The following is a 25,832-nucleotide window of genomic DNA, read 5'->3' on the forward strand; positions in this document are numbered from 1 at the left end:
TTCGCGGGCTTTTTTGTGTGCAAGTGCCGACAAACCGGGCACATTGGCATAGCTCTTGTATCGCTGTTGCGACACACAGCACGGTGTATGACTAAGCGGTTCTGTCATAAACCTTGAGTAAGTTAGCCGCTCATGCCGTCGGAGAGAGCGCTGAAATGAATGCCGATATCAACCTGATGTACACGCGCACGTTCCACCCTTTGCGGGTGAACGGTGACGCGATCCACGCGCTGGCGCTCTGGTTGAAGGCAAACGGTTCGCGGCAGATCAGGACGCCCGACCCGCGCCGGGTGATGAGCGAACGGTACCCGGCGGGGCTGTTCAGCGAGGACGAGGTGCAGGCGTTGTGTGAATTGATGCAAGGCTGACGGTTGTTTTCAATGTTGCACTGGACCTTGTGGTGAGGGAGCTTGCTCCCGCTGGGCTGCGCAGCAGCCCCAAAACAGATCATCGAGTTCTATCTGAAAAAACACAGTCGCCTATTTTGGGGGCGCTTCGCACCCCAGCGGGAGCAAGCTCCCTCGCCACGCAAGCCTGTTAGAAACTGTAGGTTCCGGTCACCACCAGACTGCGCGGGTCGCCGAACTGAATCTGCGCCGCACTCGTCGCTGACGCGTAGTATGTCTTGTCGCTGATATTGTTCAGCGCCGCCCGCACATCCCATTCCTTCTGCCGAAACCCGGCCAGTGCGTCCCAACGCCCATAACCCGGCAACGCCACCGTGTTGGCGTTATCCGCATAGCGCTCACCCACCAGCGTCAGCCCGGTTTCCGCGTACCAGCCCATCTCCGGTTTCCAGGTGACGAACAGGCTCGCGTTGCGCTTGGCCACGTCGCTGATGCGCTTGCCTTCAAATCCATTGTTGTCTTTCACCACCGTGGCGTCCTGCAGGCCGACGCCACCGCGCACGTACCAGTTGCCGATGATCTTGCCGGTAGCGGTCAACTCCACGCCACGGGAACGCTGCTCGCCGCTGAGCAGGGTGATGGTCGGGTCCAGCGGGTCGCGGGTGCGGCGGTTGTAGAGCTCCAGTTCATACACCGCCAGGGTGGTGCTCAGGCGGTCGTCGAGCCAGTCGCTCTTGACCCCGATTTCCTTCTGTTTGGTCAGCTCCGGGCTCAGGTCGTTGGCGTTGCCCGTGGCATTGGGCGTGATGCCGATCAGGCCGCCGCCGGTCGGCGAGAACGTCTTGCTCCACGAGGCATAGAACGAATGGTGTTCCAGCGGCGTCCAGACCAGGCCCACGCGCGGGCTGGTGCTGTGGCTCACGACCTGTTCCGAGGCGTTGGTCAGTTTGTTGGTGGACTCCACATCAAAGCGGTCATAGCGCAAACCGGCGAGCAGTTGCCATTGATCGTTCAGGCGCAGTTGGTCCTGCACATACACGCCCTGGCTTTGCGCTTCGGTGTGACTGCTGCTGAATGCCGGCAGGCGACCGTAGTGGCGCAGGTCCGGGTTGGGGTTGTACACATCCACGCTCGGCACAGCGGCGAGCGGCGCTCGATAGAGTTTCGGGTCACGGCGCTGGTTGCCCAATTCCACTCCGGTGAGCAAGCGATGCTCCAGGCCGAAGGTGGTGAAGCCGCCTTCCAGTTCGACGTTGTTGAGGATGTTGCGGGTGGTCAAGTCCTGCTGCCAGCGCTGGCGTCCGACCTTGCCGGTTTTTGGGTCGTAGCTGACGGCGTAAGTGTTATCGAAGTCGCTGTCTAGGGTGAACACGCCCAACGTATGGCGCAGTTGCCAACTGTCGTTCAGCTCATAGGCAAGCCGCGAACGCAGGGATTGGGACGTGTCGTCGATGTAATCGCGCTTGTCACCATAAGTGGTGCCGCGGCTGACATCCGCCGGCCGCCCATTGACCCCGGGAATGCCCCGGTCCGGCGTGCGGTTGTAGCGGCTGTATTCGTACTGCACCAGCCAGTTCAGGTCGGGGCTCAGTTGCCAGCTCATGGACGGCGCAAACAGTTGGCGATTGCCGCTGACGCCGTCGCGGAAACTGTTGTTGTCCTGGTTGCCCATGTTCAGGCGCAGGCTGATGGTGTCGGTGGGGTCGGTGCTGAGGTCGGCGTACAGGCTGCGCAAATCATTGCTGCCGCCCTGGGCCTCGATGCTGGAGGCGCGACCGGCCTGGGGCAGCTTGCTCACACGGTTGACGATGCCGCCCTGGCCGCCGCGGCCGTACAACACGGCTGCCGGGCCTTTGAGCACCTCGATGCGTTCGATGTTGTGCAGGTCGCGCACGTATTGGCTGTCGTCGCGAACGCCGTCCAGGTAGAAATCGTTGCTGGCGTCGAAGCCGCGGATGCGCAGGCTGTCGAACCGTGTGTCGGCGCCGCTGCTGACGTTGGGTATACCGCTCAAGGCCTGGCCCAGGTCATTGGTGCCGTAGGCACGCAGGTTGTCGGTTTTTACCGAGTCGATGGCCTGGGGCACATAACGCACGGGTGTGGCGGTGCGGGTGGCGGTGCTGGTTTCCTTGACGCGCGGGTCGTCCTCGTCAGCTTCGGCGCTCACGGAGGTTTCCGGCAGGACAGTGGCAGCGCAGGTAAATCCGGCAGACAGCAGGACAGAGAGCCCAAGGGTCATGGGCGTCAGGCGAAGGGCAGGCATCGGGGTGTGTATCCAAAAAGGTTGGCAGAATAAAAGCGCGTTAATGGTAATGCTTACTATTTGCGCAGGTTATCTATTCCTATGCGGACCTTTCTGAAAAATGTTACGGCGTATGTTTTGCAAGGGTATTCGACCGATTCTCGAAACAGTCTGAAAGCCGATCCGGGGTTTTTCCCAATTGTGCGTGAGACTAATCTGCCGGTCATCAACATCCATCGGAGCCCGTCATGTCGGCAGCCACACTTCACTACATTTACGACCCGCTGTGCGGTTGGTGTTACGGCGCCGAGCCGCTGCTGAGCGCCGCCCGGAGCGTGTTACCGATCCAGTTGCATGGCGGCGGCATGATGACCGGCGCGAATCGCCAATCCGTATCGCCGCAGTTGCGTGACTACGTAATGCCCCACGACCGGCGCATCGCCGAGTACACCGGGCAACCGTTTGGCGAAGCGTATTTCGAAGGTTTGTTGCGGGACCACGGTGCGGTGTTCGATTCAGCCCCGCCGACCAGCGCCGTGCTGGCCGCAGAAAAAATCGCCGGTCGCGGGCTGGAATTATTGGCGCGTTTGCAAACGGCGCACTACGTCGAAGGTCGCCGAATTGCCGATAAGGACGTGCTGCTGACCCTGGCCGAATCCATCGGTTTGGATCCCCAAGCCTTCACCGCCGCTTTCAGTGAAATCCTTGGCGCAGCAACTCAAGCGCACATCAATGACAGCCGCCAATGGCTGGCAAAAGTCGGTGGCCAGGGCTTCCCCACGCTGGCCCTGGAGCAGAATGGGCAGCTGCAATTGCTCGATATCAGCCCCTGGTTGGGCAAGCCAGAAGCCTTCGTTGAGTGGCTGAGACAAAGAGTCGCAATTTCGATTCAACCCACCCAATCGAGTGCACCAATGTGTGGCCTGCAGGGGTGTGCAGATCCAGGAAGCGCTTGATAGAGCCTTGCGCAATGATGGCTATTTAATGGTTCTTAGACTTTTTTAGCCTAAATACAGAAGATTCACGAAATTGACACACAGTAAAGGGCGCGGATAGGATTCGCCCCAACGCCTGTGGCTAACCGCCATGACTTCCCCAATAAAAAAAGGCCCGCGGCATTTCACGTCGTCCGCGGGCCTTTTTTTATCTGGGAAAGTCGACACCAGAAAAGCAACACGGAGCCTGGTGTCACAGCGCGTACTCAACCAGTAATAAGGAATATAAGAAAATGTTGAAGCAACGGATGGGGCTGATCGCTCTGGGGATTTTGAGCGCTACGCAAGCAATGGCTGACGACCAATCCCAATCGAAGGGTTTTGTTGAAGACAGCCACCTGAACATCGCGGCACGCAACGCTTACATCAGCCGCGACTACAAAAACGGCAAGCAAGACAAAGCCGAATGGGGCCAGGGCTTCATCGGCAAGTTCGAATCCGGTTTCACCCAAGGCACCGTTGGTGTGGGTGTGGACGTGATCGGCCAATACGCCATTCGCCTGGATGGTGGTAAAGGTCGCAGCGGCGCTGGCGGTATCGACTTCTTCAAGCAAGGCGACAGCGGCGAAGCGGCCAACGACCTGGCCAAGGGCGGCGCTGCCGTCAAGGCACGCATCTCCAACACCGTGATCAAGTACGGTGATCAGATGCCAGCCGTGCCGGTCCTGGAATACGACAACTCCCGCCTGTTGTCCGAAACCTATACCGGTACCTCGATCGTCTCCAAGGAAATCGCCGGCCTGCAGCTGGACGCTGGTCACTTCACCAAGGAAGCTCGCAAGAGCGCCGAGGGTTCCGACAGTGGCGCGCTGAAAAGCATCGACTACATCGGCGGTAGCTACAAATTCACCGAAAGCCTGTCGGCAGCGCTCTACGCTTCCAACATGCAGGACGTGCTGAAGAAGCAATACGTCAACGTCAACTACGTGCTGGCCCTGCCAGAGAAGCAATCGTTGACCTTCGACTTCAACGGCTACAAGACCAAGCTCGACCGTAGCTTCGCCCTGGAAAACCAAGGTGACGCCGACGCTCGCGACAACAAAATCTGGAGCCTGGGCGCCACGTGGGCCGTTGGCCCGCACAGCTTCACCGTGGCTCACCAGCGCAGCACCGGTGACACCGGTTACCTGTACGGCGGCTACCGCAACGCAGGCGGCATCGGCGACGGTGGCAACACCATCCTGCTGGCCAACTCCTACTGGTCTGACTTCAACGGCAAGGACGAGCGCTCCTGGCAAGCAGGCTACGGCCTGGACTTCAGCGCCTTCGGCGTGCCTGGCCTGACCTACAACATCGCCTACGTGCGCGGCACCAACATTGACGACGGTTCCAACCGCGGCAGTGGCACCGAGCGTGAAATCTTCAACCAGTTCAAATACGTAGTACAGAGCGGCCCGGCCAAAGACCTGAGCCTGCGTGCCCGTGCGTCGTGGTTGCGCGTTTCCAACAACGCCAGCAACTACAACGTGGGTGGTAACGAGATCCGCCTGTTCGCCGACTACCCAATCAACGTTTTCTAATTGATTCGGCGTCGCGCCTGATTCAAGGCGATAAAAAACCCCGACTGGTTCGGGGTTTTTTTATGCCTGCGATCAGCGCTTGCTGGCGGCTGCGATGATCACATCTGCGACCTTTTGCGGCTGCGACAGCATCGGCACATGGCTGGTTTGCACCACGGTGGTGGTGGCATTGATTTTCTTCGCGTAGGCCTGCTCCAGGCCCGGGTCGATCATGCGGTCCTTGGCGGCGACGATGTAATAGTTGGGTTTGGTTTTCCAGGCGGCGACCGTGATTTTATCGTCGAACGCCTTGCCCAGAATCGGCCCCTGGGTCACGGCAATCAGGTTGGCCTGGTCGGCAGGCAAGTCCTGGGCGAAGTTTTTCGCCACGGACGCGGCGGGCAAATACAAGTAGCCGGAAGCGTCGGCACTGATGGTCTCGATACCCGGCGGGGTTGGGTAGCCTTTCTCGGACTCGGCAGAGCTCTGGCCCTCGGACGGCGCGAACGCGGCCACATAAACCAGTGCCTTGACCTTGTCGCTGGTGCCGCCCTGTGTGATCACACTGCCGGCCCACGAATGGCCCACCAGAACCACCCGCCCACTCTGGGCATCAATCACCCGCTGGGCGGCGGCCACATCATCGGCCAGGGACGTCAGCGGGTTTTGCACCGCCACCACCTTCAAGCCTTTGGCCTGCAACAGCGGAATCACCTTGTTCCAGCTGGAGCCATCGGCAAAGGCGCCGTGTACCAGCACCACGGTGGTGTCCGACAGCGCCGGTGTGGCGGCATAGGCCTGGCCGGTGAGCATCGCGGCGGCCATCAGTGTAGGCAGCAACAGGGTTTTGAATGTGGATTTAAGCATGTGGGGCACGTCCGTAAGTGAGGGGTTATCGGCCAGCACTCAAGGCGTTTGCAGCCTGCCTTAAGCATGTAGGCAAGACGCGCGGGGAGGGGGGTTATTCCAGGGAGCAGTAAAAAAACGCAGCGCCGGATGTCTCGATTGATTACATAGCATCACTAATGAAGTACTCAGCCCCACCTTTATCCACCTCAGGCAACCTCTTAAATTGGCCTCACTGCCTGCCCACCATGTCGATGGGCAAGTCACTGGAGCCTTGTCATGCCATTTGTCAGCGTACGTATCACCCGCGACGGCGTTACCTCGGAGCAGAAAGCCCAGGTCATTGCCGAAATCACCGAAACCCTCGAACGCGTCCTCAACAAACGCCCCGACCTGACCCACATCGTCATCGAAGAAGTCGACACCGATAACTGGGGCTACGCCGGCATCACCACCACCCAGTACCGCAAACAGCTCGCGGAAAACCCGTCATGAGCACGCCTGTCACCATCGACTTCATCTCCGACGTGGTGTGCCCGTGGTGCGCCCTCGGCGCCACCGCCCTGGAGCAAGCCATCGACAACCTGGCGGGCGAAGTGAAGGTTGAACTGACCTTCAAACCCTTCGAGCTCAACCCCGACATGCCGGCCGAAGGCGAAAACGCCGTTGCCCACATGATGCGCAAATACGGGCGCAGCGCCGAGGAAGTTGCCAGCGGCAAAAGGATGTTGATGGAGCGAGGCGCGGCCATCGGCTTCACCTTCGACCTGGAAAAGCGCAGCCACTTCTACAACACCTTCGACGCCCATCGGTTGCTGTTTTGGGCATTGCAGCAAGGGCGCCAGCTCCAGCTGAAAAAGGCGCTGTTGCGCGGGTATTTCAGCGATGGCCAGAACGTCAGCGATCACGAAACCCTGGCGGGTCTGGCCGCCGAAGCCGGGCTGGATATTGAAGGCGCACGACGGGTGCTGGGCTCTACCGCCTACGCCAATGAAGTGCGCGAGCTGGAAGCGTTCTACCGCGAGCACGGCATCAACTCCGTACCGGCCATGGTCCTCAATGGCCGCCAGCTGGTCTCCGGGTCGCAATCCGTCAGTTACTACGAACAGATGCTGCGGGAAATGTCCGCCGCGGCTGCTTGAACCATCCCATTTTCCATATAGAGGTTTCATCATGAGCAATTCGAAAAAAGTCGTTGTGATCACCGGCGCATCCCAAGGCCTGGGCGCTGCTGCGGTGAAGGCTTACCGCGAGCTGGATTACCGCGTGGTTGCCACCTCCCGTTCGATCAAACCGTCGACAGATCCGGACATCCTCACCGTGGCCGGCGACATCGCCGACCCGGCCACCGCCGAGCGCGTCATCCGCGAAGGCGTAGCGCGTTTTGGCCGCATCGACAGCCTGATCAACAACGCCGGGATCTTCGTTGCCAAACCGTTCACCAGCTACACCCACGAAGACTACGTAAACGTGTTGGCGGTGAACCTGAACGGGTTCTTCTACATCACCCAACTGGCGATTACCGAGATGCTGAAACAGGGCGCCGGGCACATCGTCAACATCACCACCAGCCTGGTGGACCACGCGATTGATGGCGTGCCTTCGGTGCTGGCCTCGCTGACCAAAGGCGGGCTGAACTCGGCGACCAAATCGCTGGCGATTGAATACGCCAAGCGCGGGATTCGCGTGAACGCGGTGAGCCCAGGGATTATCAAGACGCCGATGCATGGGGAAGAGACGCATGCGGCGTTGGGCAGCCTGCATCCGGTGGGGCACATGGGTGAAGCGCGGGATATTGCGCAGGCGATTGTGTACCTGGAATCGGCTGGGTTTGTGACCGGGGAAATTCTGCATGTGGACGGTGGGCAGAGTGCTGGGCACTAAGCGAAGCGGTTGAACGAAAAACGCCCCGGACAGTGATCGTTCGGGGCGTTTTTTGTTGGCCTGTCGAAATTAACGGGTTGCAGGCGCGACTTGTTCCAACGCTCGATCTACCAGCATTGAACTCAACTCAATCAGTTGCTGAATCCCCAATGCCACTGCCCTTTGTGATCCTTCCAACTCAAATGCCAGATTCGAGACCATCTCGTTGGCTGATGAGAGGGTTTCTGCGGCATTGGCCAGCAGCGTTTCGGTATCCACATCGGGCGAAACGGAGAACAGATTACTGCCTGGACGCGCCGCAGGTTCTGCATCGTCTGATGGGTGCAAGTAATGATCAATCGCCCGCTGTGCGGCGGCATGAAGCTTGGCGTCGATTGGGGCTTGAGGCGGGTTGGGTGTGACCTTGAACATGGCGAAGCTCCTTTAGCGATTCAGGAACTGCCAATCTCACTTCCACATGAGGGTGGCAGCTGTGCGCAGGTGTGGAAGACCGGGGCTAAAGGAACCCGGCGCACCGAAGTGCCCCGCACACAGCCGCCATAACACAAGAATACAGGCGAAAAAAAACGCCGGCAGGTGTTCATGGGCGTTTGAGCGCCTTTAGCCATAGTACGGACTTCCACATCCGGCCGCTGATTTTGCAGCGACTGGGGGAGGTTAGCGGGGTGGAGGATGGGGAGGCAAGCTGATATGGGTGTACGAAAATTCGGGGCCGCAGCGGCATGTGCTCATGAATTAGCTCTTTTTATGGATACGCCATAATTATTGGCTACCCATAATTCTGCATAAAACGCTGAAGGCGGGACTTCGCTACAGGAATTGATCTTTCTGGAGGCTCACCGGCTTGTTCAGTTGGGGCGCCAGGCGTAGACAGAATATGAACACCCCAGAAACAACAAAGCCCCCGCATTTCTGCGAGGGCTTCGTTTTGTATGGTGCCGGCACCAGGAGTCGAACCCGGGACCTACTGATTACAAGTCAGTTGCTCTACCAACTGAGCTATACCGGCGTGTTAGGGCGACGATTATAGCGATTGGCAAGCATCTGTAAACCCCTGAATTCTGACTATTTTTGCAACCGACCGGGTTTTCTCTGCGCGGCCTCGTTTCAGCCACCCCAGCCCCGCCAATCCCATGCGCTGGATCACTGGAAAGGCCTGCGTGCAGAAAGCGGCAAGTGCCAGTTCCTGTCCTGGAACAACAACCTCAAGCCCGACGGCCGCTTCACCATCACGTTTTCCGCGATGCGCAGCAAACCCAGCCGATTCAAACCGAGAACGGCACCTGGTGTGGCGGCGGACCCGACTGGAGATTGCCAGGAGGATTATGAGTTCACCGAGCACCGTATTCGCGGTTAAAGCCATTTAGCTTCAGATGAAATTTTGTGGCGAGGGAGCTTGCTCCCGCTGGGCTGCGCAGCAGGCCCAAAACAGTGGGAGCGCTGCGCACTCCAGCGGGAGCAAGCTCCCTTGCCACAGGTTTTGCTGTTCACCGTGTTAGCTGCCTTCGTTACACGAATCGGCAAATTTCTTGTACTCAAACACCCGCTTCTGCCCGTGGGAATCCAGGTAGGTCATCCGCGCATTCACCACGCCACACGCCGCGCCTCCATCGTCCACGGTCGACAGTACGTGCTGTACATCCAGCTTGGGGCTGGCCTGGGCCGAAAAGGCGGCAACGTTAAGCAAGGCGAACAGGCTGCTGGCGATGAGGGTGTTGCGGTTCATGGTGGTGTCCTCTGAGGTTCAATAGGGTGTGTGTTGCGTTGGAGCCTATTGAGCGCCCTGGAGGTATCCGGCCTGTGTCATGCACCCGGCGTTTTGCCTCGGCATGTGTTGAGAAGGGGATTGCATACAACTTGATACAGAAACATATCCATTAGAGGTATTAGTGCCTCAGGGTCTTTCTCTTAGATGTTTTCGACATAACGGTCATCGTTTTTCCCTTGAATAAGGTGAGTCTTACCGTATTCTGTTTCGAAATATTAAACGTCATATAAATAGCGGAATCGTTTAACCCGGTTTACGGAACGTTGGCGGTTAATTACTAAGTTGTAATTTGATTCGTCAGCTAAGCAATTTTTCCTGACCAGGCGGACAGAAAAATGGTTAGAAGCCTCCGCAAGCTTCTGATCTGAAAGAAATTGATAAAAATTCGCCAAATAAGTCAAAAATACGGCACTCAGCCGCTCGTCGGAAAGAATTCATCAAAAAGCATCAAAATACTGACACCATCAATCTGATATCACAGAATGCCGCCAGCCAACACATAACTAGAAAAACCAAGGTCAGCTCAACGGGCTGACCTTTTTAACGCCTTTAAAGCGTAATAACCGGGGAGGGCCGTGGGTGAGTCGCGCAGACGATATTTCAAAACTATTCAATAAGCTGGGCGCCAATCCAAATGGCTACCGGGAGATGTACGCCGTCCATGATTATCTTGAGGATGACGTGGTGGTCGAGCGTTTCGACGCCGTGCCCATCCCGGCCCAAACCGCTTGCACCGTCGCGCTGGATGAGCCGCCATCGGCGCCATTGCTGCGCTTGCTCGAAGAGCTGACCCAGGGCGAAGCCGATCACCTGCAACCTCCCGAAGTGGTCGAAGGGCCGACCGGTGAGGTGTACTCGGATCAATCCTCACCCAAGGTGATCGTGGTGGTCTCGCTCAAGGGCGGTGTCGGTCGCAGCACGCTGACCGCGGCCATTGCCAGCGGCTTGCAGCGTCAAGGCCACCCGGCCGTGGCGCTGGACCTGGACCCGCAAAACGCCCTACGTCATCACTTGTGCCTGGGCCTGAATTTGCCCGGCATCGGCGCGACGAGCTTGAGCAATGAGTCCTGGGAAGGCTTGGCTGAGCGCGGCTTTGCCGGTTGCCGCCTGGTAGCCTTCGGTGAGACCAACAACGACCAGCAAAAAAACCTCAATCGCTGGCTCGGCGAAGACGTCCAATGGCTGCCCCGGCACCTGGCCGGCTTGCAGTTGAATGGCCAGGACACGGTGGTGATCGACGTGCCTGCCGGCAACACGGTGTACCTGCACCAGGCCATGGCCCTGGCAGACGTGGTGTTGGTGGCGGTGCAGGCGGATGTTTCCTCATTCAGCACCCTGGCCCAGATGGACAGCGTGCTGGCGCCGTACCTTGAGTGCGAAAAACCACCACAGCGTTACTACGTGATCAACCAACTCGACGGCGCCCACCGCTTCAGCCTGGACATGGCCGAAGTGTTCAAGGCCCGCCTCGGCGATGCACTGCTCGGCACGGTCCACCGTGACCCGGTGTTCAGTGAAGCCCAGGCCTGCGGCCGCGATCCCCTCGACCCTACCGTCAACAGTCTCGGCTGCCAGGACATTCACGCCCTGTGCCGCACGCTGCTCGAACGCATCGATTCGGACCTTCCATGACCGACACTACGTCCTCTACGCCCCACACTCCGGGGCGCGCCGAGCAGCGGCTGGACGCCGCGATTTCGCGCTTCAATCGCTGGCCCGATACGCTGCGCAAAGTGCTGGTGGTGATCAGTTGTGTGGTCGGCACCTTGCTGTTGGTGAGCATTGTCAGCGCCCCGCTGGACCTCTACAGCCAATGCCTGTTTGCCGCCGTGTGCTTCCTTGCGGTGCTGGTGCTGCGCAAGATTCCCGGGCGCATGGCGATCCTCGCGCTGGTGGTGTTGTCGCTGGTGGCGTCGCTGCGCTACATGTACTGGCGGCTGACTTCCACCCTGGGTTTTGAAACCTGGCTCGACATGCTGTTCGGCTACGGCCTGGTGCTCGCCGAGCTGTACGCGCTGGTGGTGCTGATCTTCGGCTACGTGCAAACCGCCTGGCCGCTGCGCCGCGAGCCGGTGTGGCTCAAGACCGAACCGTCGGAGTGGCCCACCGTCGACGTGTTCATCCCGACCTACAACGAGGCGTTGAGCATCGTCAAACTGACCATCTTCGCCGCCCAGGCGATGGACTGGCCCAAGGACAAGTTGCGCGTCCACGTGCTCGACGATGGCCGTCGCGACGACTTCCGCGATTTCTGCCGCAAGATCGGCGTGAACTACATCCGCCGCGACAACAATTTCCACGCCAAGGCCGGCAACCTCAATGAAGCGTTGAAGGTCACCGACGGCGAGTACATCGCGCTGTTCGACGCCGACCACGTGCCGACCCGTTCCTTCCTGCAAGTCAGCCTCGGCTGGTTCCTCAAGGACCCCAAGCTGGCGATGCTGCAAACGCCGCACTTCTTCTTTTCACCCGACCCGTTTGAAAAGAACCTCGACACCTTCCGCGCCGTGCCCAATGAGGGCGAGTTGTTCTACGGCCTGGTGCAGGACGGCAACGACCTGTGGAACGCGACGTTCTTCTGCGGCTCGTGTGCGGTGATCCGCCGCAAGCCCTTGCTGGAAATCGGCGGCGTGGCCGTCGAGACCGTCACCGAAGACGCCCACACCGCGCTCAAGCTCAACCGCCTGGGCTACAACACCGCTTACCTGGCGATCCCGCAAGCCGCGGGCCTGGCCACCGAAAGCCTGTCACGCCACATCAACCAGCGCATCCGTTGGGCGCGGGGCATGGCGCAGATTTTCCGCACCGACAATCCGCTGCTGGGCAAAGGCCTGAAGTGGGGCCAGCGCATCTGCTACGCCAACGCTATGCTGCACTTCTTCTATGGCTTGCCGCGGCTGGTGTTCCTCACCGCGCCGCTGGCCTACCTGATTTTCGGCGCGCAGATTTTCCACGCCTCGGCGCTGATGATTGTCGCCTATGTGTTGCCCCACCTCGTGCATTCGAGCCTGACCAACTCGCGGATCCAGGGGCGCTTCCGCCACTCGTTCTGGAACGAGGTCTACGAGACCGTACTGGCCTGGTACATCCTGCCGCCGGTATTGGTTGCGCTGGTCAACCCCAAGGCGGGCGGCTTCAACGTCACCGACAAGGGCGGGATCATCGACAAGCAGTTCTTCGACTGGAAACTCGCCCGGCCGTACCTGGTACTGCTGGCGGTGAACCTGGTCGGGCTGTGCTTCGGTCTTTATCAGTTGATCTGGGGCGACGAGTCCACCGCGGTCACCGTGGCGATCAACCTGACCTGGACCCTCTACAACCTGATCATCACCAGCGCGGCAGTGGCGGTGGCTTCCGAAGCGCGGCAAGTGCGCTCCGAGCCGCGGGTCAGCGCGAAATTGCCGGTCAGTGTGATCTGCGCCGACGGTCGTGTGCTCAAAGGTACGACCCAGGATTTCTCGCAGAACGGCTTCGGCCTGATCCTCGCCGACGGGCACCAGATTGCCCGGGGCGAACAGTTGCAGTTGGTGCTGTCGCGCAACGGACAAGACAGCCTGTTCCAGGCGCGGGTGGTGTTCCGCAAGGGCGCGCAGATTGGCGCGCAATTCGATGCACTGTCCCTGCGCCAACAAAGCGAACTGGTACGCCTGACGTTTTCCCGCGCCGACACCTGGGCCGCGAGTTGGGGCGCCGGCCAGCCCGATACACCGTTGTCAGCCCTGCGTGAAGTCGGTGCCATCGGCATCGGCGGCCTGTTTACCCTGGGTCGCGCCACGCTGCATGAATTGCGTCTGGCCCTGCGCCGCACTCCCTCACAACCGCTCGATACGCTGATGGACAAGCCATGACTTCCACACTATTTGCCCGCCCGCAGTCGCGCGGCGTGCTCGCGCTGATGATCGCTTCGCTGCTGGGCCTGGGCTCGCAGGCACAGGCCGCTGCACCCGCTGTTGCGGTGCAGAGCACTGACGACGGCTACAGCCTGACCCTCAAGCAACTGGGCCGTCGCGACACCATGAACCTGCAAGGCGTGGAAGCGTCCGACAGCGTCAACTTCGACATCCGTGCCGATGAAGTGGTGAAGGGCGCGCAACTGTTGCTCAAGTACAGCTACTCGCCGGCGCTGCTGGCGGACCTGTCGCAGATCAACGTGCTGGTCAACGACGAAGTCGCCGCCAGCCTGCCGCTGCCCAAAGAGGGCGCAGGCATCCAGCAGGAAAAACTGGTGCAGATTCCGGCGCACCTGATCACCGAATTCAACCGCTTGAGCCTGCAGTTCATCGGCCACTACACCATGTCCTGTGAAGACCCGCTGCACAGCAGCCTGTGGGCCAAGATCAGCAACAGCAGTGAGCTGAAAGTGCAGGTGCAGCCGATCGTCTTGAAAGACGACCTGTCGGTGCTGCCGCTGCCGTTCTTCGACAAGCGCGATGCGCGCCAGGTCAGCCTGCCGTTCGTGTTTGCCAGCGCGCCGGACAACGCCGCGCTGGAAGCTGCCGGTGCGCTGTCGTCGTGGGTAGGCGGCTTGGCCAGCTACCGGGGTGCGACGTTCCCGACCACCCTTGGCGAGATTCCGGCCAAGGGCAACGCCATCGTGCTGGTGCAAAGTACCCAGGCTGTGGATGTACACGGTGTGGCGGTCCCTGAGCCTAAAGGGCCCACCCTGACCCTGATCACCAACCCCAACGACCCGAATGGCAAGCTGCTGATCGTCTCCGGCCGTGATGGCGCCGAACTCAAGCGTGCCGCCACCGCCGTGGTGCTGGGCAACCCGGTGTTGACCGGCAACAGCGTGGTCATCACCAGGCTCGACACCCTGGCCCCGCGCAGCCCTTACGACGCGCCGAACTGGCTGCCCAGCAACCGTCCGGTACGCCTTGGCGAGCTGGTAGAACTGAAAAAGCTCAACGTCTCCGGCTACAACCCGGGCCCGATCAGCGTCGACCTGCGCCTGCCGCCCGACCTGTTCAACTGGCGTGAAGAGGGCGTGCCGCTCAACGTCAAATACCGCTACACGCCGCAGCAGGTGTCCACCAACTCCTCCTTGCTGATCGGCCTGAACGACCAGTTCATGAAGTCTGTCGCGTTGCCGTCGGTGAGCAACCTGGGCGGCGGGCAGAGCCTGCTGGACCAGCTGAAGAAAGACGAAACCCTGCCCCGTGAAGTGACGACCCTGTTGCCGATCAGCTCGGCCTCGCCCAAGTCCAAGCTGCAACTGCGCTTCATGTACGACTACATCAAGGAAGGCGAATGCCGGGACATCATCGTCGACAACATGCGCGGTGCGATTGACCCGGACTCGAGCCTGGACCTGAGCAGCTACCAGCACTTTATCGCCATGCCGAACCTGGGCGTGTTCAACGATTCCGGCTTCCCGTTCACCCGCCTGGCTGACCTTTCGGAGTCGGCGGTGGTGATGCCGGACAACGTCGGCACCGATGAATTGAGCGCCTACCTGACTGTGATGGGCCGCTTCGGCGAGTCCACCGGCTACCCGGCCACCGCCGTCAAAGTGGTGCAGGCCAAAGACGTGCAAAGCGTTGCCGACAAAGACCTGCTGGTGCTCGCCACCGGCGGCAACCAGCCGCTGCTGCAGCAATGGCAGCAATACCTGCCGGCCACCAGTGACGGCCTGCAGCACCACTTCCTGTTGTCTGACCTGCCACGTTATGTGCGCAGCTGGATCAGCCCGGACGCCGCGGCCAACCAGCATACGGCCAATGCCGGCATCACCTTCAGCGGCCTGAGCAACAGCACCTGGTTCGCCGGCTTCCAATCGCCGCTCAAGGCCGGGCGCAGCGTGGTGCTGATCGCCAGCAACCAGCCTCAGGGCCTGCTTGAAGCGACCTCGGCGCTGATTGGCGGTGACGACTACAAAGACTCGATCCAGGGCAGCCTGGCGGTGGTGCAGGGCACGCAGATCAGCTCGTTGGTCGCGGACCAGCAGTACTACGTCGGCGACCTGAACTACTTCAAATTCATGCAATGGCAGCTGTCCCAGAACCTGGGCTGGATGCTGGCGATTACCTTCCTGGGGCTGCTGGTGCTGACCTGCCTGATCTACCTGGCACTGCGTGCCCGTGCAAAACGGCGGTTGGCATGAACCCTTTGCGTAGCGCGATCCTGGCGGTGATTGGCAGCACATTGCTTGCCGGTGCCGCCCAGGCACAGACCTGCGATTGGCCGCTGTGGCAGAACTATGCCAAGCGGTTTATCCAGGACGATGGCCGGGTGTTGAACTCGTCCATGAAGCCGACGGAAAGCAGCTCGGAAGGGCAGTCGTACGCGATGTTCTTTGCCCTGGTGGGCAACGACCGGGCGACCTTCGACAAGCTCTGGACCTGGACCAAGTCCAACATGGCGGGCGCCGACATCGGCCAGAACCTGCCGGCCTGGCTGTGGGGCAAGCGTGACGATGGCAAGTGGGGCGCGATCGACAGCAACTCCGCCAGCGACGCCGATTTGTGGATGGCCTATGCGTTGCTCGAAGCCGCGCGCGTGTGGAACGCACCGCAGTACCGCAGCGACGCGCAACTGGTGTTGGCCAACGTTGAACGCAACCTGATCGTGCGCGTACCGGGCCTGGGCAAGATGCTGTTGCCGGGGCCGGTAGGCTATGCACACGCGGGTGGCCTGTGGCGTTTCAACCCCAGCTATCAAGTACTGCCGCAACTGCGCCGCTTTGCAAAAGAACGCCCGAACGCCGGCTGGAACGAAGTGGCCGAGAGCAACGCGAAGATGCTCGCCGACCTGCCGAGCAATCCCCATGGCCTGGCGGCCAACTGGGTCGGTTATCGCGCCACCAGCGCAAACACCGGGCTGTTTATCGTCGACCCGTTTTCCGATGACCTGGGCAGCTACGACGCGATCCGCACTTACCTCTGGGCCGGCATGACCGCCAAGAGCGACCCGCTGGCCGCGCCGATGCTCAAGGCCTTGGGCGGGATTTCCCGTGCCACTGCTGCGTCGGTCAACGGTTTGCCGCCGGAGAAAGTCCACGTGCTGACCGGTGAAGTCGAGAAAAACAACGGCTACACGCCGACGGGGTTCTCGGCCTCCACCATGGCCTTCTTCCAGGCCCGTGGCGAAACCGCCCTGGCGCAATTGCAAAAGCAGAAAGTCGACGACGCCCTTGCCAAGGCGCTCGCGCCTTCGGCCCCGGACAGCGCCCAGCCGATTTACTACGACTACATGCTCAGCCTGTTCGGCCAGGGCTTCGCTGATCAAAAGTACCGTTTCGAACAAGACGGCACGGTGAAATTATCCTGGGAGTCTGCATGCGCCGTCACACGCTAGCCATTGCGATTCTGGCGGCCCTGGCTTCCAGCGCCAGCTTTGCCGAAACCACTGACCCGCAAAGCCTGCTGATCGAGCAGGGCTATTACTGGCAGTCGAAAAAGAACCCGGAACGCGCCCTCGAGACCTGGCAGAAACTGCTGCGCCTGAGCCCTGAACAGCCGGATGCGCTGTACGGCATTGGCTTGATCCAGGTGCAACAACAGCGTCCGGCCGAAGCGCAAAAGTACCTGGCCCGCCTGCAGGCGCTGAGCCCGGTACCGCGCCAGGCCTTGCTGCTGGAGCAGGACATCACCGTCAACATCCCGGCCAACGCGAAGTTGCTGGAACAGGCCCGTGAACTCGGCGAGCCTGAAGAAGAGCGCGAACAAGCGGTGGCGCTGTATCGCCAGATCTTCCAGGGGCGCCAGCCCCAGGGCCTGCTTGCCCGCGAGTATTACAACACCCTGGGCTTCACGCCCAAGGGCACGAACGAGGCCATCGCCGGCTTGCAGCGTTTGTCTCGCGAGCGGCCGAACGACCCGATTGTGGCGCTGTTCCTGGCCAAGCATCTGGCGCGTAACCCGGCCACCCGCGCCGACGGCATCCGCGCCCTGGCCAAGCTGGCCCCGAACAACGACGTGGGCGGCAACGCCGATGAAACCTGGCGCTTTGCGCTGATCTGGCTCGGCCCGCCGAAGAGCGACCAGGTGCCGTTGTTCCAGCAGTTTCTGGCGGCGCATCCGGACGACAGCGAAATCCGTGCGCTGATGAACAAGGGCATTGCCCAAGGCAAGACCGGCGCCGGTTGGCAGCGTGATCCGCAGATGACCAAGGCGTTCAAGGCGCTGGATGACGGCGACCTGAAAACCGCCGAGCCGCTATTGGCGGCGCGCCTCAACGAAAAACCCAATGACGTCGATGCCCTCGGTGGCATGGGCGTGTTGCGTCAACAGCAGCAGCGCTTCAGCGAGGCTGAAAGCTACCTGGTTCAGGCCACCCGTTTGCCGGGTGGCGCGGCATGGCAGTCGGCGCTCAATGATGTGCGCTACTGGAACCTGCTCAACCAGGCCCGTGACGCCCAGCGTGGCGGGCGCGGCAGCCAGGCCCGCGACCTGGTGGCCCAGGCCGAACGCTTGAACCCTGGCCAGCCCGGCGCTGCCGTGGCACTGGCGGGTTTCCAGGCCCAGGACAATCAGTTCGACACCGCCGAAGCCGGCTACCGCAAAGTGCTCGCCCGTCATCCTGGCGACCCGGACGCGCTGAGCGGCTTGATCAACGTGCTGTCCCAGTCGGGGCAGCCGGAAGAAGCCTTGAAGCTGATCGACTCGGTGTCGCCCGCCGAGCGCGCGAAGTTCGCGCCGAGTGTGAAAATCACCGCATTGCGCGCTACCCAGGTCGGCAAGCTGGCCGAGCAGCGGGGCGATTTGAAAGCCGCGCAAGCCGCCTACAAACAAGCCCTTGATGCCGACCCGGAAAACCCGTGGACACGCTTCGCCCTGGCGCGCATTTACCTGCGCGACGGCCAGATTCGCAACGCCCGTGCCTTGATCGACGGCTTGCTGGCCAAGCAGCCGAACCAGCCGGACGCGCTGTACACCAGCACGCTGCTGTCGGCGGAGCTGGGTGAGTGGAAAAAGGCTGAAGAGACCCTGGCGCGTATCCCTGCGGGGCAACGTACCGCTGACATGAACGAGCTGGGTATCGATATCGCGCTGCACAAGCAGACCGACATCGCCATCGAGACCGCCCGCCGTGGCCAACGCCCGGAAGCCCTCGCGCTGCTGGGCCGCAGTGAAGCCATGACCCGGCAGAAGCCTGAGCGCCTGGCAGTGCTGGCTGCCGCTTATGTGGAAGTCGGCGCGACGCAGCAGGGCCTGGATATCATGCAGAAGGTTCTGGATAACAATCCGAACCCGACCGTCGACCAGAAACTGCTGTACGCCAATGTGCTGCTCAAGGCCAACCACTACACCGAGGCGGGCGACATCCTGCGTGAAGTGCAGGGCAAGCCGCTGAGTGAAACCGGTCGCCAGCGTTACGACGATTTGATCTACCTGTACCGGGTCAAACAGGCTGATGCCCTGCGTGAGAAAAACGACCTGGTCGCGGCCTACGACATGCTGTCGCCGGCCCTTGCCCAGCGTCCCAACGACGCAATGGCGGTAGGTGCCCTGGCGCGGATGTACGCGGCCAGCGGCAATAGCAAAAAGGCCATGGAGCTTTATGCGCCGCTGATTCAGCAGAACCCGAACAACGCTCGCCTGCAACTGGGCCTGGCGGATATCGCGCTGCAAGGCCGTGATCGTGGCCTGGCGGAAAGCGCCAGTGAAAAGGCGCTGTCCCTGGAACCGGGCAACCCCGAGATCCTCACCTCGGCTGCGCGCATCTATCAGGGGCTGGGCAAGAACAACGAAGCCGCTGCACTGCTGCGCAAGGCGTTGGCGATTGAGAACAGCCAGAAGAGCCAGACGCAATTGGCTCAGGCCGGCTCCCAGGGCGTGCCTTACAATCCCTTCGTCGGCTTGCCGGGCCAGCGTCGCCAGGTCACCGACCTGACCGTCGCCGGCGCCGTGCCGCCGCCGATTGATGCACCGACCAATGTCGTGCCGGACAATGCCCTGGCAGCCTCCGCGCGTCCGGCGTCGAACAACTGGAACGAGCCGTTCGAGCCACCGTCGAGCATTGCTGCACTCGACACCGCCAACCTCAGCCCGGCACGTCGTGCGCTGGATACGATCCTGCGGGATCGCACCGGTTACCTGGTGCAGGGCTTGAGCGTTCGCAGCAACAATGGCGAAAGCGGCTTGAGCAAAATCACTGACGTCGAGGCGCCATTCGAAGCGCGGATGCCGGTGGGGGATCTGAACGTTGCGCTGCGCGTGACGCCGGTGCACTTGAGCGCTGGTAGCGTAAGCGACGATGCCTTGTCACGTTTTGGCAAGGGCACCCCGAAACCGGCCGGCTCGCAGAGCGACACCGGTGTAGGTCTCGCTGTGGCGGTGGAAGATCCGGACAAGGGGCTCAAGGCTGACGTCGGCGTTAGTCCGCTGGGCTTTACTTACAGTACCGTGGTGGGTGGCGTCAGTGTGGCCCGACCGTTTGAAGCCAATTCGAACTTCCGTTATGGCGTCAATGTATCCCGGCGTCCGGTCACCGATAGCGTGACGTCCTTCGCGGGTTCTAAAGACGGCGATGGGAATAAGTGGGGCGGCGTCACCGCCAATGGTGGCCGTGGCGAGTTGAGCTATGACAACCAGAAACTTGGTGTGTACGGCTATGGTTCGTTGCACGAATTGCTGGGCAATCACGTCGATGACAACACCCGTCTGGAATTGGGGAGCGGCATCTACTGGTACCTGCGCAATAACCCGTCCGACACCCTGACGTTAGGTATCAGTGGCTCGGCGATGGGCTTCAGTGAGAACCAGGGTTTCTACACCTACCGCCAAGGCGGGTACTTCAGTCCGCAACGCTTCTTCTCTCTAGGTGTTCCGGTGCGTTGGGCCCAGAGTTTTGACCGTTTCAGCTACCAGATAAAAAGCTCGGTGGGTGTGCAGCATATCGAGCAAGATGGCGTCGCTTATTTTCCAGGCCACAAAGAGCTGGGTAATCAAGCATACGACTCCAGCAGCAAGACCGGCATCGGCTACAGCTTCAATGCCGCCGCCGAATACCGCCTCAGCTCGCGCTTTTACCTGGGTGGCGAAGTTGGTCTCGACAACGCCCAGGACTATCGCCAGTACGTCGGTAACGCCTACCTGCGCTACTTGTTTGAAGACCTGAGCGGGCCTATGCCCTTGCCGGTCAGTCCGTACCGTTCCCCTTATTCGAATTGATTTGATAGGAGTCATCCATGCCTGTTTCCGCTTCTGCTATTGCCGGCCTGACCCTGCTGGTATTGGGCGAAAGTCACATGAGCTTTCCTGATTCACTGCTCAACCCGCTGCAGGACAACCTCACCGCCCAGGGCGCCAAGGTTCACTCCATCGGCGCGTGCGGCGCCGGTGCAGCCGACTGGATCGTGCCGAAGAAAGTCGAGTGCGGTGCCGAGCGCCTGCCGGTTGGCAAGGCCGAGATTTTCGGCAAGAACGCCATGAGCACCACCCCGATCAAAGACCTGATCGCCAAGGACAAGCCGGACCTGGTGGTGATCATCATCGCCGACACCATGGCCTCGTACCCGGAGCCGCAGTTCCCGAAAGTCTGGGCCTGGAAAAGCGTGACTTCCCTGACCAAGGCCATCACCGAAACCGGCACCAAGTGCGTGTGGGTCGGGCCGGCGTGGGGCAAGGTCGGTTCGCAGTACAAGAAGGATGATGCGCGCACCAAGGTGATGTCGCAGTTCCTCGCCACCAACGTGGCGCCGTGCACCTACGTTGACTCGCTGACCTTCTCCAAGCCGGGCCAGTGGATCACCACCGACGGCCAGCACTTCACCATCGACGGCTACCAGAAGTGGGCCAAGGCGATCGGCGACTCCCTGGCGAAGTTGCCACCGGCCGCCGTGGGCAAAGGAGCGCAATAATGAAACGGATTACCCTGGGCCTGGCGACCTTGCTCGCCAGCGTCAGCGCCTACAGCGCCGACATCCCGCTTTACCCCACCGGCCCGGAGAAGGATTCGGCCTTCCTGCGCCTGGCCAACGGCACCGACGGCGAGCTGAAATTGCTGCCCCAGAGTTCCAAGGCCAGCCTGGTGTTGGGTGGCGACAAACTGGTGTCTGACTACCTGCCGGTGTCGGGCGGCAAGACCCCGATCAAGGGTGTGTTGAGCCAGGGCGGCAAGGATTCCGAGCTGGCCGTGACCGTCGCGCCGGGCGAGTTCGCCACCGTAGTGGCCGTGCCGGACGCCAAGGGCGGCACGCGCCAACTGGTGATCCACGAACAGCCGGATGACTTCAACGCACTGAAGGCCTCGCTGGCCTTTATCAACGCCGACGCCGCCTGCGTCGACGCGAGCCTGGAAGCCGTGGCGCAAAAAGCCGAACTGTTCAAGAAGGTCGCCGAAGGCGCGATTTCGCGCCGCATGATCAACCCGGTGGAACTGTCGGTGCAGCTCAAGTGCGCCAACGCGCCGGTGGGCCAGCCGCTGACCTTCACCCTCAAGGCCGGCGAACGCTACAGCGTGCTCGCACTGCCATCGGCCGCCGGTTCGAGGTTGCTGTTTACCTCCGACACGCTCGCTAACTGATCGGGCCCGACACCACCATGGTCTTTGCCTCACTGGAATTCCTCACGCTGTTCCTGCCGGCCTTCCTGTTGATTTATGCGCTGGCCCGTCCGGGCTGGCGCAACGTCATCCTGTTGATCGGCAGCTGGCTGTTCTACGGCTGGTTGAGCCCGCTGTTCCTGTTCCTGCACATGGTGTTGACCGTGGTGGCGTGGGTCGGCGGTTTGCTGGTGGACCGTTCCCGTGAAGACGGCAAGGGCCGGGTGCGGCTGTTGATCGCGTTGATCGTGTTCAACACCGCGGTGCTGTGTTGGTACAAGTACGCCAACATCGTCGCGGGCACCGTGAGTGAGGTAATCACCTGGTACGGCGCGATGCCGCTGGATTGGCAGCGCGTGGCATTGCCGGCCGGATTGTCGTTCATTGTGCTGCAGGCGATTTCGTACCTGGTGGATGTGCACCGGCACACGGTGCCGGTGGAGCGCAGCTTCATCAATTACGCGACCTATATCTCGATGTTCGGCCACTCGATTGCGGGCCCGATCATTCGTTATGACTGGGTGCGGCGCGAGCTGAACCAGCGTTATTTCAACTGGCCGAATTTCAGCCTTGGCGCTCGGCGTTTCATGATCGGCATGGGCATGAAAGTGCTGGTGGCCGACACCTTGTCGCCGCTGGTGGACATCGCCTTCCACCTGGAAAACCCGAGCCTGGTGGATGCCTGGATCGGCTGCCTGGCGTACTCGTTGCAACTGTTTTTCGACTTCGCCGGCTACAGTGCCATGGCCATCGGCCTGGGCTTGATGCTGGGCTTCCACTTCCCGGAAAACTTCAACCGGCCGTACCTCGCCAGCAGCATCCAGGACTTCTGGCGGCGCTGGCATTTGTCGTTGTCCAGCTGGCTGCGGGACTACCTGTACATCGCCCTCGGCGGTAACCGCGACGGCGTATGGCGTACCTACCGCAACCTGTTCCTGACCATGGCGATTGCCGGGTTGTGGCATGGCGGCGACAGTTGGAACTACCTGTTGTGGGGTTCGGCCCACGGTATCGCGTTGTGCATTGACCGGGCGTGGTCGCGCTCGAGCCTGCCGAGCATTCCGCCGGTGCTGTCGCACATCTTGACGCTGCTGTTTGTGTGCCTGGCCTGGACGCTGTTCCGCGCACCGGACTTCCATTCGGCACTGACCATGTACGCCGGCCAATTCGGCATGCATGGCATGGCCTTGGGTGATGCGTTGGCCGTGGCCATGCGCCCGGCTCATGGCATGGCCGCGTTGCTCGGTTTGGTGTGCATCATCGCGCCGATCTGGCAGACCCGCTGCGAGCAGCGTTTTGGTACGCAGCCTTGGTTTGTGGTGGCCGCATCCCTGTGGCCGGTGGCCGGGTTTGTGTTGTCGTTCGCGCTGATTGCCAGCCGCGATGCCGTACCGTTTCTGTACTTTCAGTTCTAAGGAAGCCTGACGATGCCCGCCCCTACCGCGCCGACCCCACCGAGTGAATTGGCCGTCCGCACCAGCCCCCTGGCGGGCTGGGTGTTGGTGCCTTTCCTGGCGGCGGGGCTGTTGTCTTGCGTCTGGCTGATGGTCAAGGGGCCGGTGAGTTTCCTGCCGCCCAAGGTCGACAGCGACATGCTGCTGCACGGTGAAGTGACCCATCGGTTTGCCAAGGAATTGTCCAAGGCACCGATGGCCATCGAAGCGGCAAACCTGGAGCGCGGCGCCAGTTGGCTGGCGTTCGGCGACACCGGGCCGCGGGTGCGCCAGGGCTGCCCGGGCTGGCTGTTTATCAGCGATGAGCTGAAGCTCAACCGCCACGCCGAAGACAATGCGCGCACCAAGGCCGACGCGGTGATCGACCTGAAAAAGCAGCTAGGCCAGCGCGGTATTGATCTGCAAGTGATGGTGGTGCCGGATAAAACCCGCATCGCCGCTGCCCAGCGTTGCGGCTTGTACCGTCCGGCCGTGCTGGATGGCCGGATCCAGCAATGGAGCACGCTGTTGCAAGCGGCGGGCGTTGAAGTGCTGGATTTGACCGACACCCTGAAACCCCTCGGCCCGGATGCCTACCTGCGTACCGACACGCACTGGAGCGAAATCGGCTCGAATGCCGGCGCCCGCGCCGTGGCCCTGCGCATCCAGCAGCGCGGTATCCAGGCCACGCCGGAGCAAGCCTTCGACATTACCCAGGCACCGCTTGCACCGCGACCGGGTGACCTGGTGCGCCTGGCCGGTCTCGACTGGTTGCCGCCGAAGTTACAGCCGGTGGGCGAGCAGGTTGCGGCCAGCACCGCGCATGAAAACGGCCCGGCGGCATCGAGTAACCCTGACGATTTGTTTGGTGACGCCGGCCTGCCGAACGTGGCGCTGATCGGTACCTCGTTTTCGCGCAATTCGAATTTCGTGGGCTTCCTGCAAAAAGCCCTGAACGCTCCGGTGGGTAACTTCAGCAAGGACGGCGGCGAATTTTCAGGCGCCGCCAAGGCTTATTTCGACAGCCCGGCGTTCAAGCAGACGCCGCCCAAGCTGCTGATCTGGGAGATCCCCGAGCGGGATTTGCAAACACCTTACGACCCGATAAAGGTTAGTCAGTAAATTGACCATTTACCGCTCGTCTTAAAGATTTCTTCAGAAACACCAAAATAATGACACTTTCATTCCTTTGTCACAGAATGCGTACACAAAGGCGCCCACAAAAAGACCTGCGGTAAGCATCAGTACAGCTGACCTTTCACGTCTTTAAGATGCGTCGTGAGGGAGTGTTGGCGATGAGCCGTACCGATGATCTTTTTTCGTTGTTCGATAAGACGACTGCCAGTGATGTTCAAGGGATGGATTCGATGCTGCAGTTCTTCGAAGACATGCCGGTCGACGACAGTGCCAGCCTCAATATGGGCAGTGGCGCGTCGTTCTCCCGACATTCCCCTTGTGCCAACGAGCAGTCCCGCGAAGCCGCGAACATCCGGGCGAAGGTGGTAGCGCTGGTTTCGGTCAATGGCGGCGTCGGCCGCAGCACCCTGGCCACCGCGCTGAGCAGCGGTTTGCAGCGCCTGGGACAGCCAGTGGTGGCGCTGGACCTGGACCCGCAAAACGCGCTCTATCACCACTTCGGCCTGAGCCATACCTTGCCCGGCATCGGGCGCACCAGCCTGCACAACGAGCGCTGGAGCCAGATCCTTCATTCAGGCTTTGCCGGTTGCCAGGTGATCACGTTTGGCGAAACCGATATCCGTCAGCAGGAAGACCTCCAGCGCTGGCTGAAACAGGAGCCGCATTGGCTGGCGCAACATTTGTCGGCCCTGGGCTTGGGTGAGCAGGACACGGTGATCATCGACACCCCGGCGGGTAATAACGTCTACCTGCATCAGGCACTGAACGTGGCCGATGTGGTGCTGGTCATCGCCCAGGCGGATGCGGCTTCCCTTGGCACCCTGGAGCAGATGGAGCAGTTGCTGGCGCCACACCTTGATGATCGGCCGGCGCTGCGTTGCCACTTCGTGATCAACCAACTCGACGAGACCTCGGGCTTCAGCCTGGACATGGTCGAGGTGTTCAGGAAGCGCCTGGGTGACAGCCTGTTGGAGGTGGTGCATCGGGATCCGGCGATCAGCGAGGCCCTGGCTTTTGGCAGCGATCCGCTGGATAACCAAGCCGCAAGCATGGCCTGTGACGATATAAACGCGCTTTGCCGCCTGCTGGTTGCCCACTGAAAAGCCCGGGTTATGCCGCTAACCTCAGATGCTTATGCACAATCGGTTGGTTCGACCTGTCATCAAACCGCAATTTTGCGGAGCGGTTCTCATCA

Annotated in this window: 20 protein-coding genes and 1 tRNA gene; 16 read left to right on the forward strand and 5 right to left on the reverse strand. The window is 61.0% G+C overall.

The annotated features are described in order from the left end of the window. Window positions 1-155 precede the first annotated feature (155 nt). The gene (locus tag HX815_RS14850; protein ID WP_003213240.1) at window positions 156-368 is read left to right on the forward strand and encodes a hypothetical protein; all 213 of its coding nucleotides are present in this window, start codon (window positions 156-158) and stop codon (window positions 366-368) included. Between the two features lie 169 nt (window positions 369-537). Here HX815_RS14850 and HX815_RS14855 read toward each other — a convergent pair whose 3' ends face one another. Continuing rightward, complete coding sequence (locus HX815_RS14855) at window positions 538-2,610, reverse strand: TonB-dependent siderophore receptor (RefSeq protein WP_177028480.1); 2,073 nt, start codon at window positions 2,608-2,610, stop codon at window positions 538-540. A 227-nt stretch (window positions 2,611-2,837) separates the two neighbouring features. Here HX815_RS14855 and HX815_RS14860 point away from each other — a divergent pair, with 227 nt between their 5' ends. Together HX815_RS14860 and HX815_RS14865 are read left to right on the forward strand one after the other, a co-directional pair. Beyond that, window positions 2,838-3,545 (forward strand): DsbA family protein, encoded by a 708-nt coding sequence (locus HX815_RS14860; RefSeq protein WP_008435732.1) that lies wholly within the window; start codon window positions 2,838-2,840, stop codon window positions 3,543-3,545. A gap of 272 nt (window positions 3,546-3,817) precedes the next feature. Further along, the gene (locus HX815_RS14865; protein ID WP_003218115.1) at window positions 3,818-5,104 is read left to right on the forward strand and encodes an OprD family porin; all 1,287 of its coding nucleotides are present in this window, start codon (window positions 3,818-3,820) and stop codon (window positions 5,102-5,104) included. Between the two features lie 72 nt (window positions 5,105-5,176). Here the strand turns inward: HX815_RS14865 and HX815_RS14870 are convergent, their stop codons facing one another. Next, on the reverse strand, window positions 5,177-5,950 hold the full coding sequence (locus HX815_RS14870) for an alpha/beta fold hydrolase (protein ID WP_177028481.1): 774 nt from the start codon (window positions 5,948-5,950) through the stop codon (window positions 5,177-5,179). A gap of 258 nt (window positions 5,951-6,208) precedes the next feature. Between HX815_RS14870 and HX815_RS14875 the strand changes: the two genes are divergently transcribed. From HX815_RS14875 to HX815_RS14885, 3 genes are read left to right on the forward strand one after another with little or no spacing between them, the layout of a single operon-like run. Beyond that, a complete protein-coding gene (locus tag HX815_RS14875) occupies window positions 6,209-6,424 on the forward strand; it encodes a 4-oxalocrotonate tautomerase family protein (RefSeq protein WP_003218111.1) in 216 nt (71 codons plus the stop codon). Then, entirely contained in the window at window positions 6,421-7,071 is a 651-nt protein-coding gene (locus tag HX815_RS14880; RefSeq protein WP_177028482.1) for a DsbA family oxidoreductase, read from the forward strand. Before HX815_RS14875 ends, HX815_RS14880 begins: the two co-directional genes overlap by 4 nt. 31 nt (window positions 7,072-7,102) lie before the next feature. Further along, window positions 7,103-7,813, forward strand: coding sequence for an SDR family NAD(P)-dependent oxidoreductase (locus HX815_RS14885; protein ID WP_003218108.1), 711 nt, complete (start codon window positions 7,103-7,105; stop codon window positions 7,811-7,813). A 69-nt stretch (window positions 7,814-7,882) separates the two neighbouring features. Here HX815_RS14885 and HX815_RS14890 read toward each other — a convergent pair whose 3' ends face one another. From HX815_RS14890 to HX815_RS14900, 3 genes are all read right to left on the reverse strand, one after another. After that, window positions 7,883-8,224 carry a DUF6124 family protein gene (locus HX815_RS14890; RefSeq protein WP_003218106.1) on the reverse strand — a complete coding sequence of 114 codons (342 nt, stop codon included), beginning with the start codon at window positions 8,222-8,224 and terminating at the stop codon, window positions 7,883-7,885. Window positions 8,225-8,746: 522 nt separating this feature from the next. Next, window positions 8,747-8,822 (reverse strand) — tRNA-Thr (locus tag HX815_RS14895). A 486-nt stretch (window positions 8,823-9,308) separates the two neighbouring features. Then, the gene (locus HX815_RS14900) at window positions 9,309-9,539 is read right to left on the reverse strand and encodes a DUF2790 domain-containing protein (protein WP_177028483.1); all 231 of its coding nucleotides are present in this window, start codon (window positions 9,537-9,539) and stop codon (window positions 9,309-9,311) included. 690 nt (window positions 9,540-10,229) lie between these two features. Here HX815_RS14900 and bcsQ (HX815_RS14905) point away from each other — a divergent pair. The 10 genes from bcsQ (HX815_RS14905) (at window position 10,230) to bcsQ (HX815_RS14950) (ending at window position 25,737) form a co-directional block, all read left to right on the forward strand. Then, window positions 10,230-11,213, forward strand: coding sequence for a cellulose biosynthesis protein BcsQ (gene bcsQ, locus HX815_RS14905; RefSeq protein WP_177028484.1), 984 nt, complete (start codon window positions 10,230-10,232; stop codon window positions 11,211-11,213). Next, entirely contained in the window at window positions 11,210-13,429 is a 2,220-nt protein-coding gene (bcsA, locus tag HX815_RS14910; RefSeq protein WP_177028485.1) for a UDP-forming cellulose synthase catalytic subunit, read from the forward strand. The genes bcsQ (HX815_RS14905) and bcsA overlap by 4 nt, the downstream gene beginning before the upstream one ends. Then, window positions 13,426-15,684 (forward strand): cellulose biosynthesis cyclic di-GMP-binding regulatory protein BcsB, encoded by a 2,259-nt coding sequence (gene bcsB, locus HX815_RS14915; protein WP_008435714.1) that lies wholly within the window; start codon window positions 13,426-13,428, stop codon window positions 15,682-15,684. The genes bcsA and bcsB overlap by 4 nt, the downstream gene beginning before the upstream one ends. Continuing rightward, on the forward strand, window positions 15,681-16,877 hold the full coding sequence (gene bcsZ, locus HX815_RS14920; RefSeq protein WP_177021909.1) for a cellulose synthase complex periplasmic endoglucanase BcsZ: 1,197 nt from the start codon (window positions 15,681-15,683) through the stop codon (window positions 16,875-16,877). The genes bcsB and bcsZ overlap by 4 nt, the downstream gene beginning before the upstream one ends. Next, entirely contained in the window at window positions 16,859-20,695 is a 3,837-nt protein-coding gene (locus HX815_RS14925; RefSeq protein ID WP_177028486.1) for a cellulose biosynthesis protein BcsC, read from the forward strand. Before bcsZ ends, HX815_RS14925 begins: the two co-directional genes overlap by 19 nt. A gap of 17 nt (window positions 20,696-20,712) precedes the next feature. Continuing rightward, window positions 20,713-21,384, forward strand: a complete 672-nt coding sequence (locus tag HX815_RS14930; RefSeq protein ID WP_003218072.1) for an SGNH/GDSL hydrolase family protein — start codon at window positions 20,713-20,715, stop codon at window positions 21,382-21,384. Continuing rightward, the gene (locus tag HX815_RS14935) at window positions 21,384-22,049 is read left to right on the forward strand and encodes an alginate O-acetyltransferase AlgF (protein ID WP_177028487.1); all 666 of its coding nucleotides are present in this window, start codon (window positions 21,384-21,386) and stop codon (window positions 22,047-22,049) included. The genes HX815_RS14930 and HX815_RS14935 overlap by 1 nt, the downstream gene beginning before the upstream one ends. A 17-nt stretch (window positions 22,050-22,066) precedes the next feature. Continuing rightward, window positions 22,067-23,482, forward strand: coding sequence for an MBOAT family protein (locus HX815_RS14940; RefSeq protein ID WP_003218070.1), 1,416 nt, complete (start codon window positions 22,067-22,069; stop codon window positions 23,480-23,482). 12 nt (window positions 23,483-23,494) lie between these two features. Then, a complete protein-coding gene (locus tag HX815_RS14945) occupies window positions 23,495-24,622 on the forward strand; it encodes a cell division protein FtsQ (protein WP_177028488.1) in 1,128 nt (375 codons plus the stop codon). Between the two features lie 173 nt (window positions 24,623-24,795). Further along, complete coding sequence (gene bcsQ / locus HX815_RS14950) at window positions 24,796-25,737, forward strand: cellulose biosynthesis protein BcsQ (protein ID WP_102604463.1); 942 nt, start codon at window positions 24,796-24,798, stop codon at window positions 25,735-25,737. Window positions 25,738-25,832: the final 95 nt, after the last annotated feature.

The sequence above is a fragment of the Pseudomonas sp. E6002 genome, from assembly GCF_013385565.1.
In the GTDB taxonomy this organism is placed as follows: Bacteria; Pseudomonadota; Gammaproteobacteria; order Pseudomonadales; family Pseudomonadaceae; genus Aquipseudomonas.

Excerpts from the sequence above, each read along its gene's own strand:
- HX815_RS14855 (WP_177028480.1), bottom strand. The coding sequence starts at position 2,610 with ATGCCTGCCCTTCGCCTGACGCCCATGACCCTTGGGCTCTCTGTCCTG.
- HX815_RS14860 (WP_008435732.1), top strand. The coding sequence starts at position 2,838 with ATGTCGGCAGCCACACTTCACTACATTTACGACCCGCTGTGCGGTTGG.
- HX815_RS14875 (WP_003218111.1), top strand. The coding sequence starts at position 6,209 with ATGCCATTTGTCAGCGTACGTATCACCCGCGACGGCGTTACCTCGGAG.
- HX815_RS14925 (WP_177028486.1), top strand. The coding sequence starts at position 16,859 with ATGCGCCGTCACACGCTAGCCATTGCGATTCTGGCGGCCCTGGCTTCC.
- bcsA (WP_177028485.1), top strand. The coding sequence starts at position 11,210 with ATGACCGACACTACGTCCTCTACGCCCCACACTCCGGGGCGCGCCGAG.
- bcsB (WP_008435714.1), top strand. The coding sequence starts at position 13,426 with ATGACTTCCACACTATTTGCCCGCCCGCAGTCGCGCGGCGTGCTCGCG.
- bcsQ (WP_102604463.1), top strand. The coding sequence starts at position 24,796 with ATGAGCCGTACCGATGATCTTTTTTCGTTGTTCGATAAGACGACTGCC.
- HX815_RS14900 (WP_177028483.1), bottom strand. The coding sequence starts at position 9,539 with ATGAACCGCAACACCCTCATCGCCAGCAGCCTGTTCGCCTTGCTTAAC.
- HX815_RS14930 (WP_003218072.1), top strand. The coding sequence starts at position 20,713 with ATGCCTGTTTCCGCTTCTGCTATTGCCGGCCTGACCCTGCTGGTATTG.
- HX815_RS14940 (WP_003218070.1), top strand. The coding sequence starts at position 22,067 with ATGGTCTTTGCCTCACTGGAATTCCTCACGCTGTTCCTGCCGGCCTTC.
- HX815_RS14865 (WP_003218115.1), top strand. The coding sequence starts at position 3,818 with ATGTTGAAGCAACGGATGGGGCTGATCGCTCTGGGGATTTTGAGCGCT.
- HX815_RS14850 (WP_003213240.1), top strand. The coding sequence starts at position 156 with ATGAATGCCGATATCAACCTGATGTACACGCGCACGTTCCACCCTTTG.
- HX815_RS14885 (WP_003218108.1), top strand. The coding sequence starts at position 7,103 with ATGAGCAATTCGAAAAAAGTCGTTGTGATCACCGGCGCATCCCAAGGC.
- bcsQ (WP_177028484.1), top strand. The coding sequence starts at position 10,230 with ATGTACGCCGTCCATGATTATCTTGAGGATGACGTGGTGGTCGAGCGT.
- bcsZ (WP_177021909.1), top strand. The coding sequence starts at position 15,681 with ATGAACCCTTTGCGTAGCGCGATCCTGGCGGTGATTGGCAGCACATTG.
- HX815_RS14935 (WP_177028487.1), top strand. The coding sequence starts at position 21,384 with ATGAAACGGATTACCCTGGGCCTGGCGACCTTGCTCGCCAGCGTCAGC.
- HX815_RS14945 (WP_177028488.1), top strand. The coding sequence starts at position 23,495 with ATGCCCGCCCCTACCGCGCCGACCCCACCGAGTGAATTGGCCGTCCGC.
- HX815_RS14890 (WP_003218106.1), bottom strand. The coding sequence starts at position 8,224 with ATGTTCAAGGTCACACCCAACCCGCCTCAAGCCCCAATCGACGCCAAG.
- HX815_RS14870 (WP_177028481.1), bottom strand. The coding sequence starts at position 5,950 with ATGCTTAAATCCACATTCAAAACCCTGTTGCTGCCTACACTGATGGCC.
- HX815_RS14880 (WP_177028482.1), top strand. The coding sequence starts at position 6,421 with ATGAGCACGCCTGTCACCATCGACTTCATCTCCGACGTGGTGTGCCCG.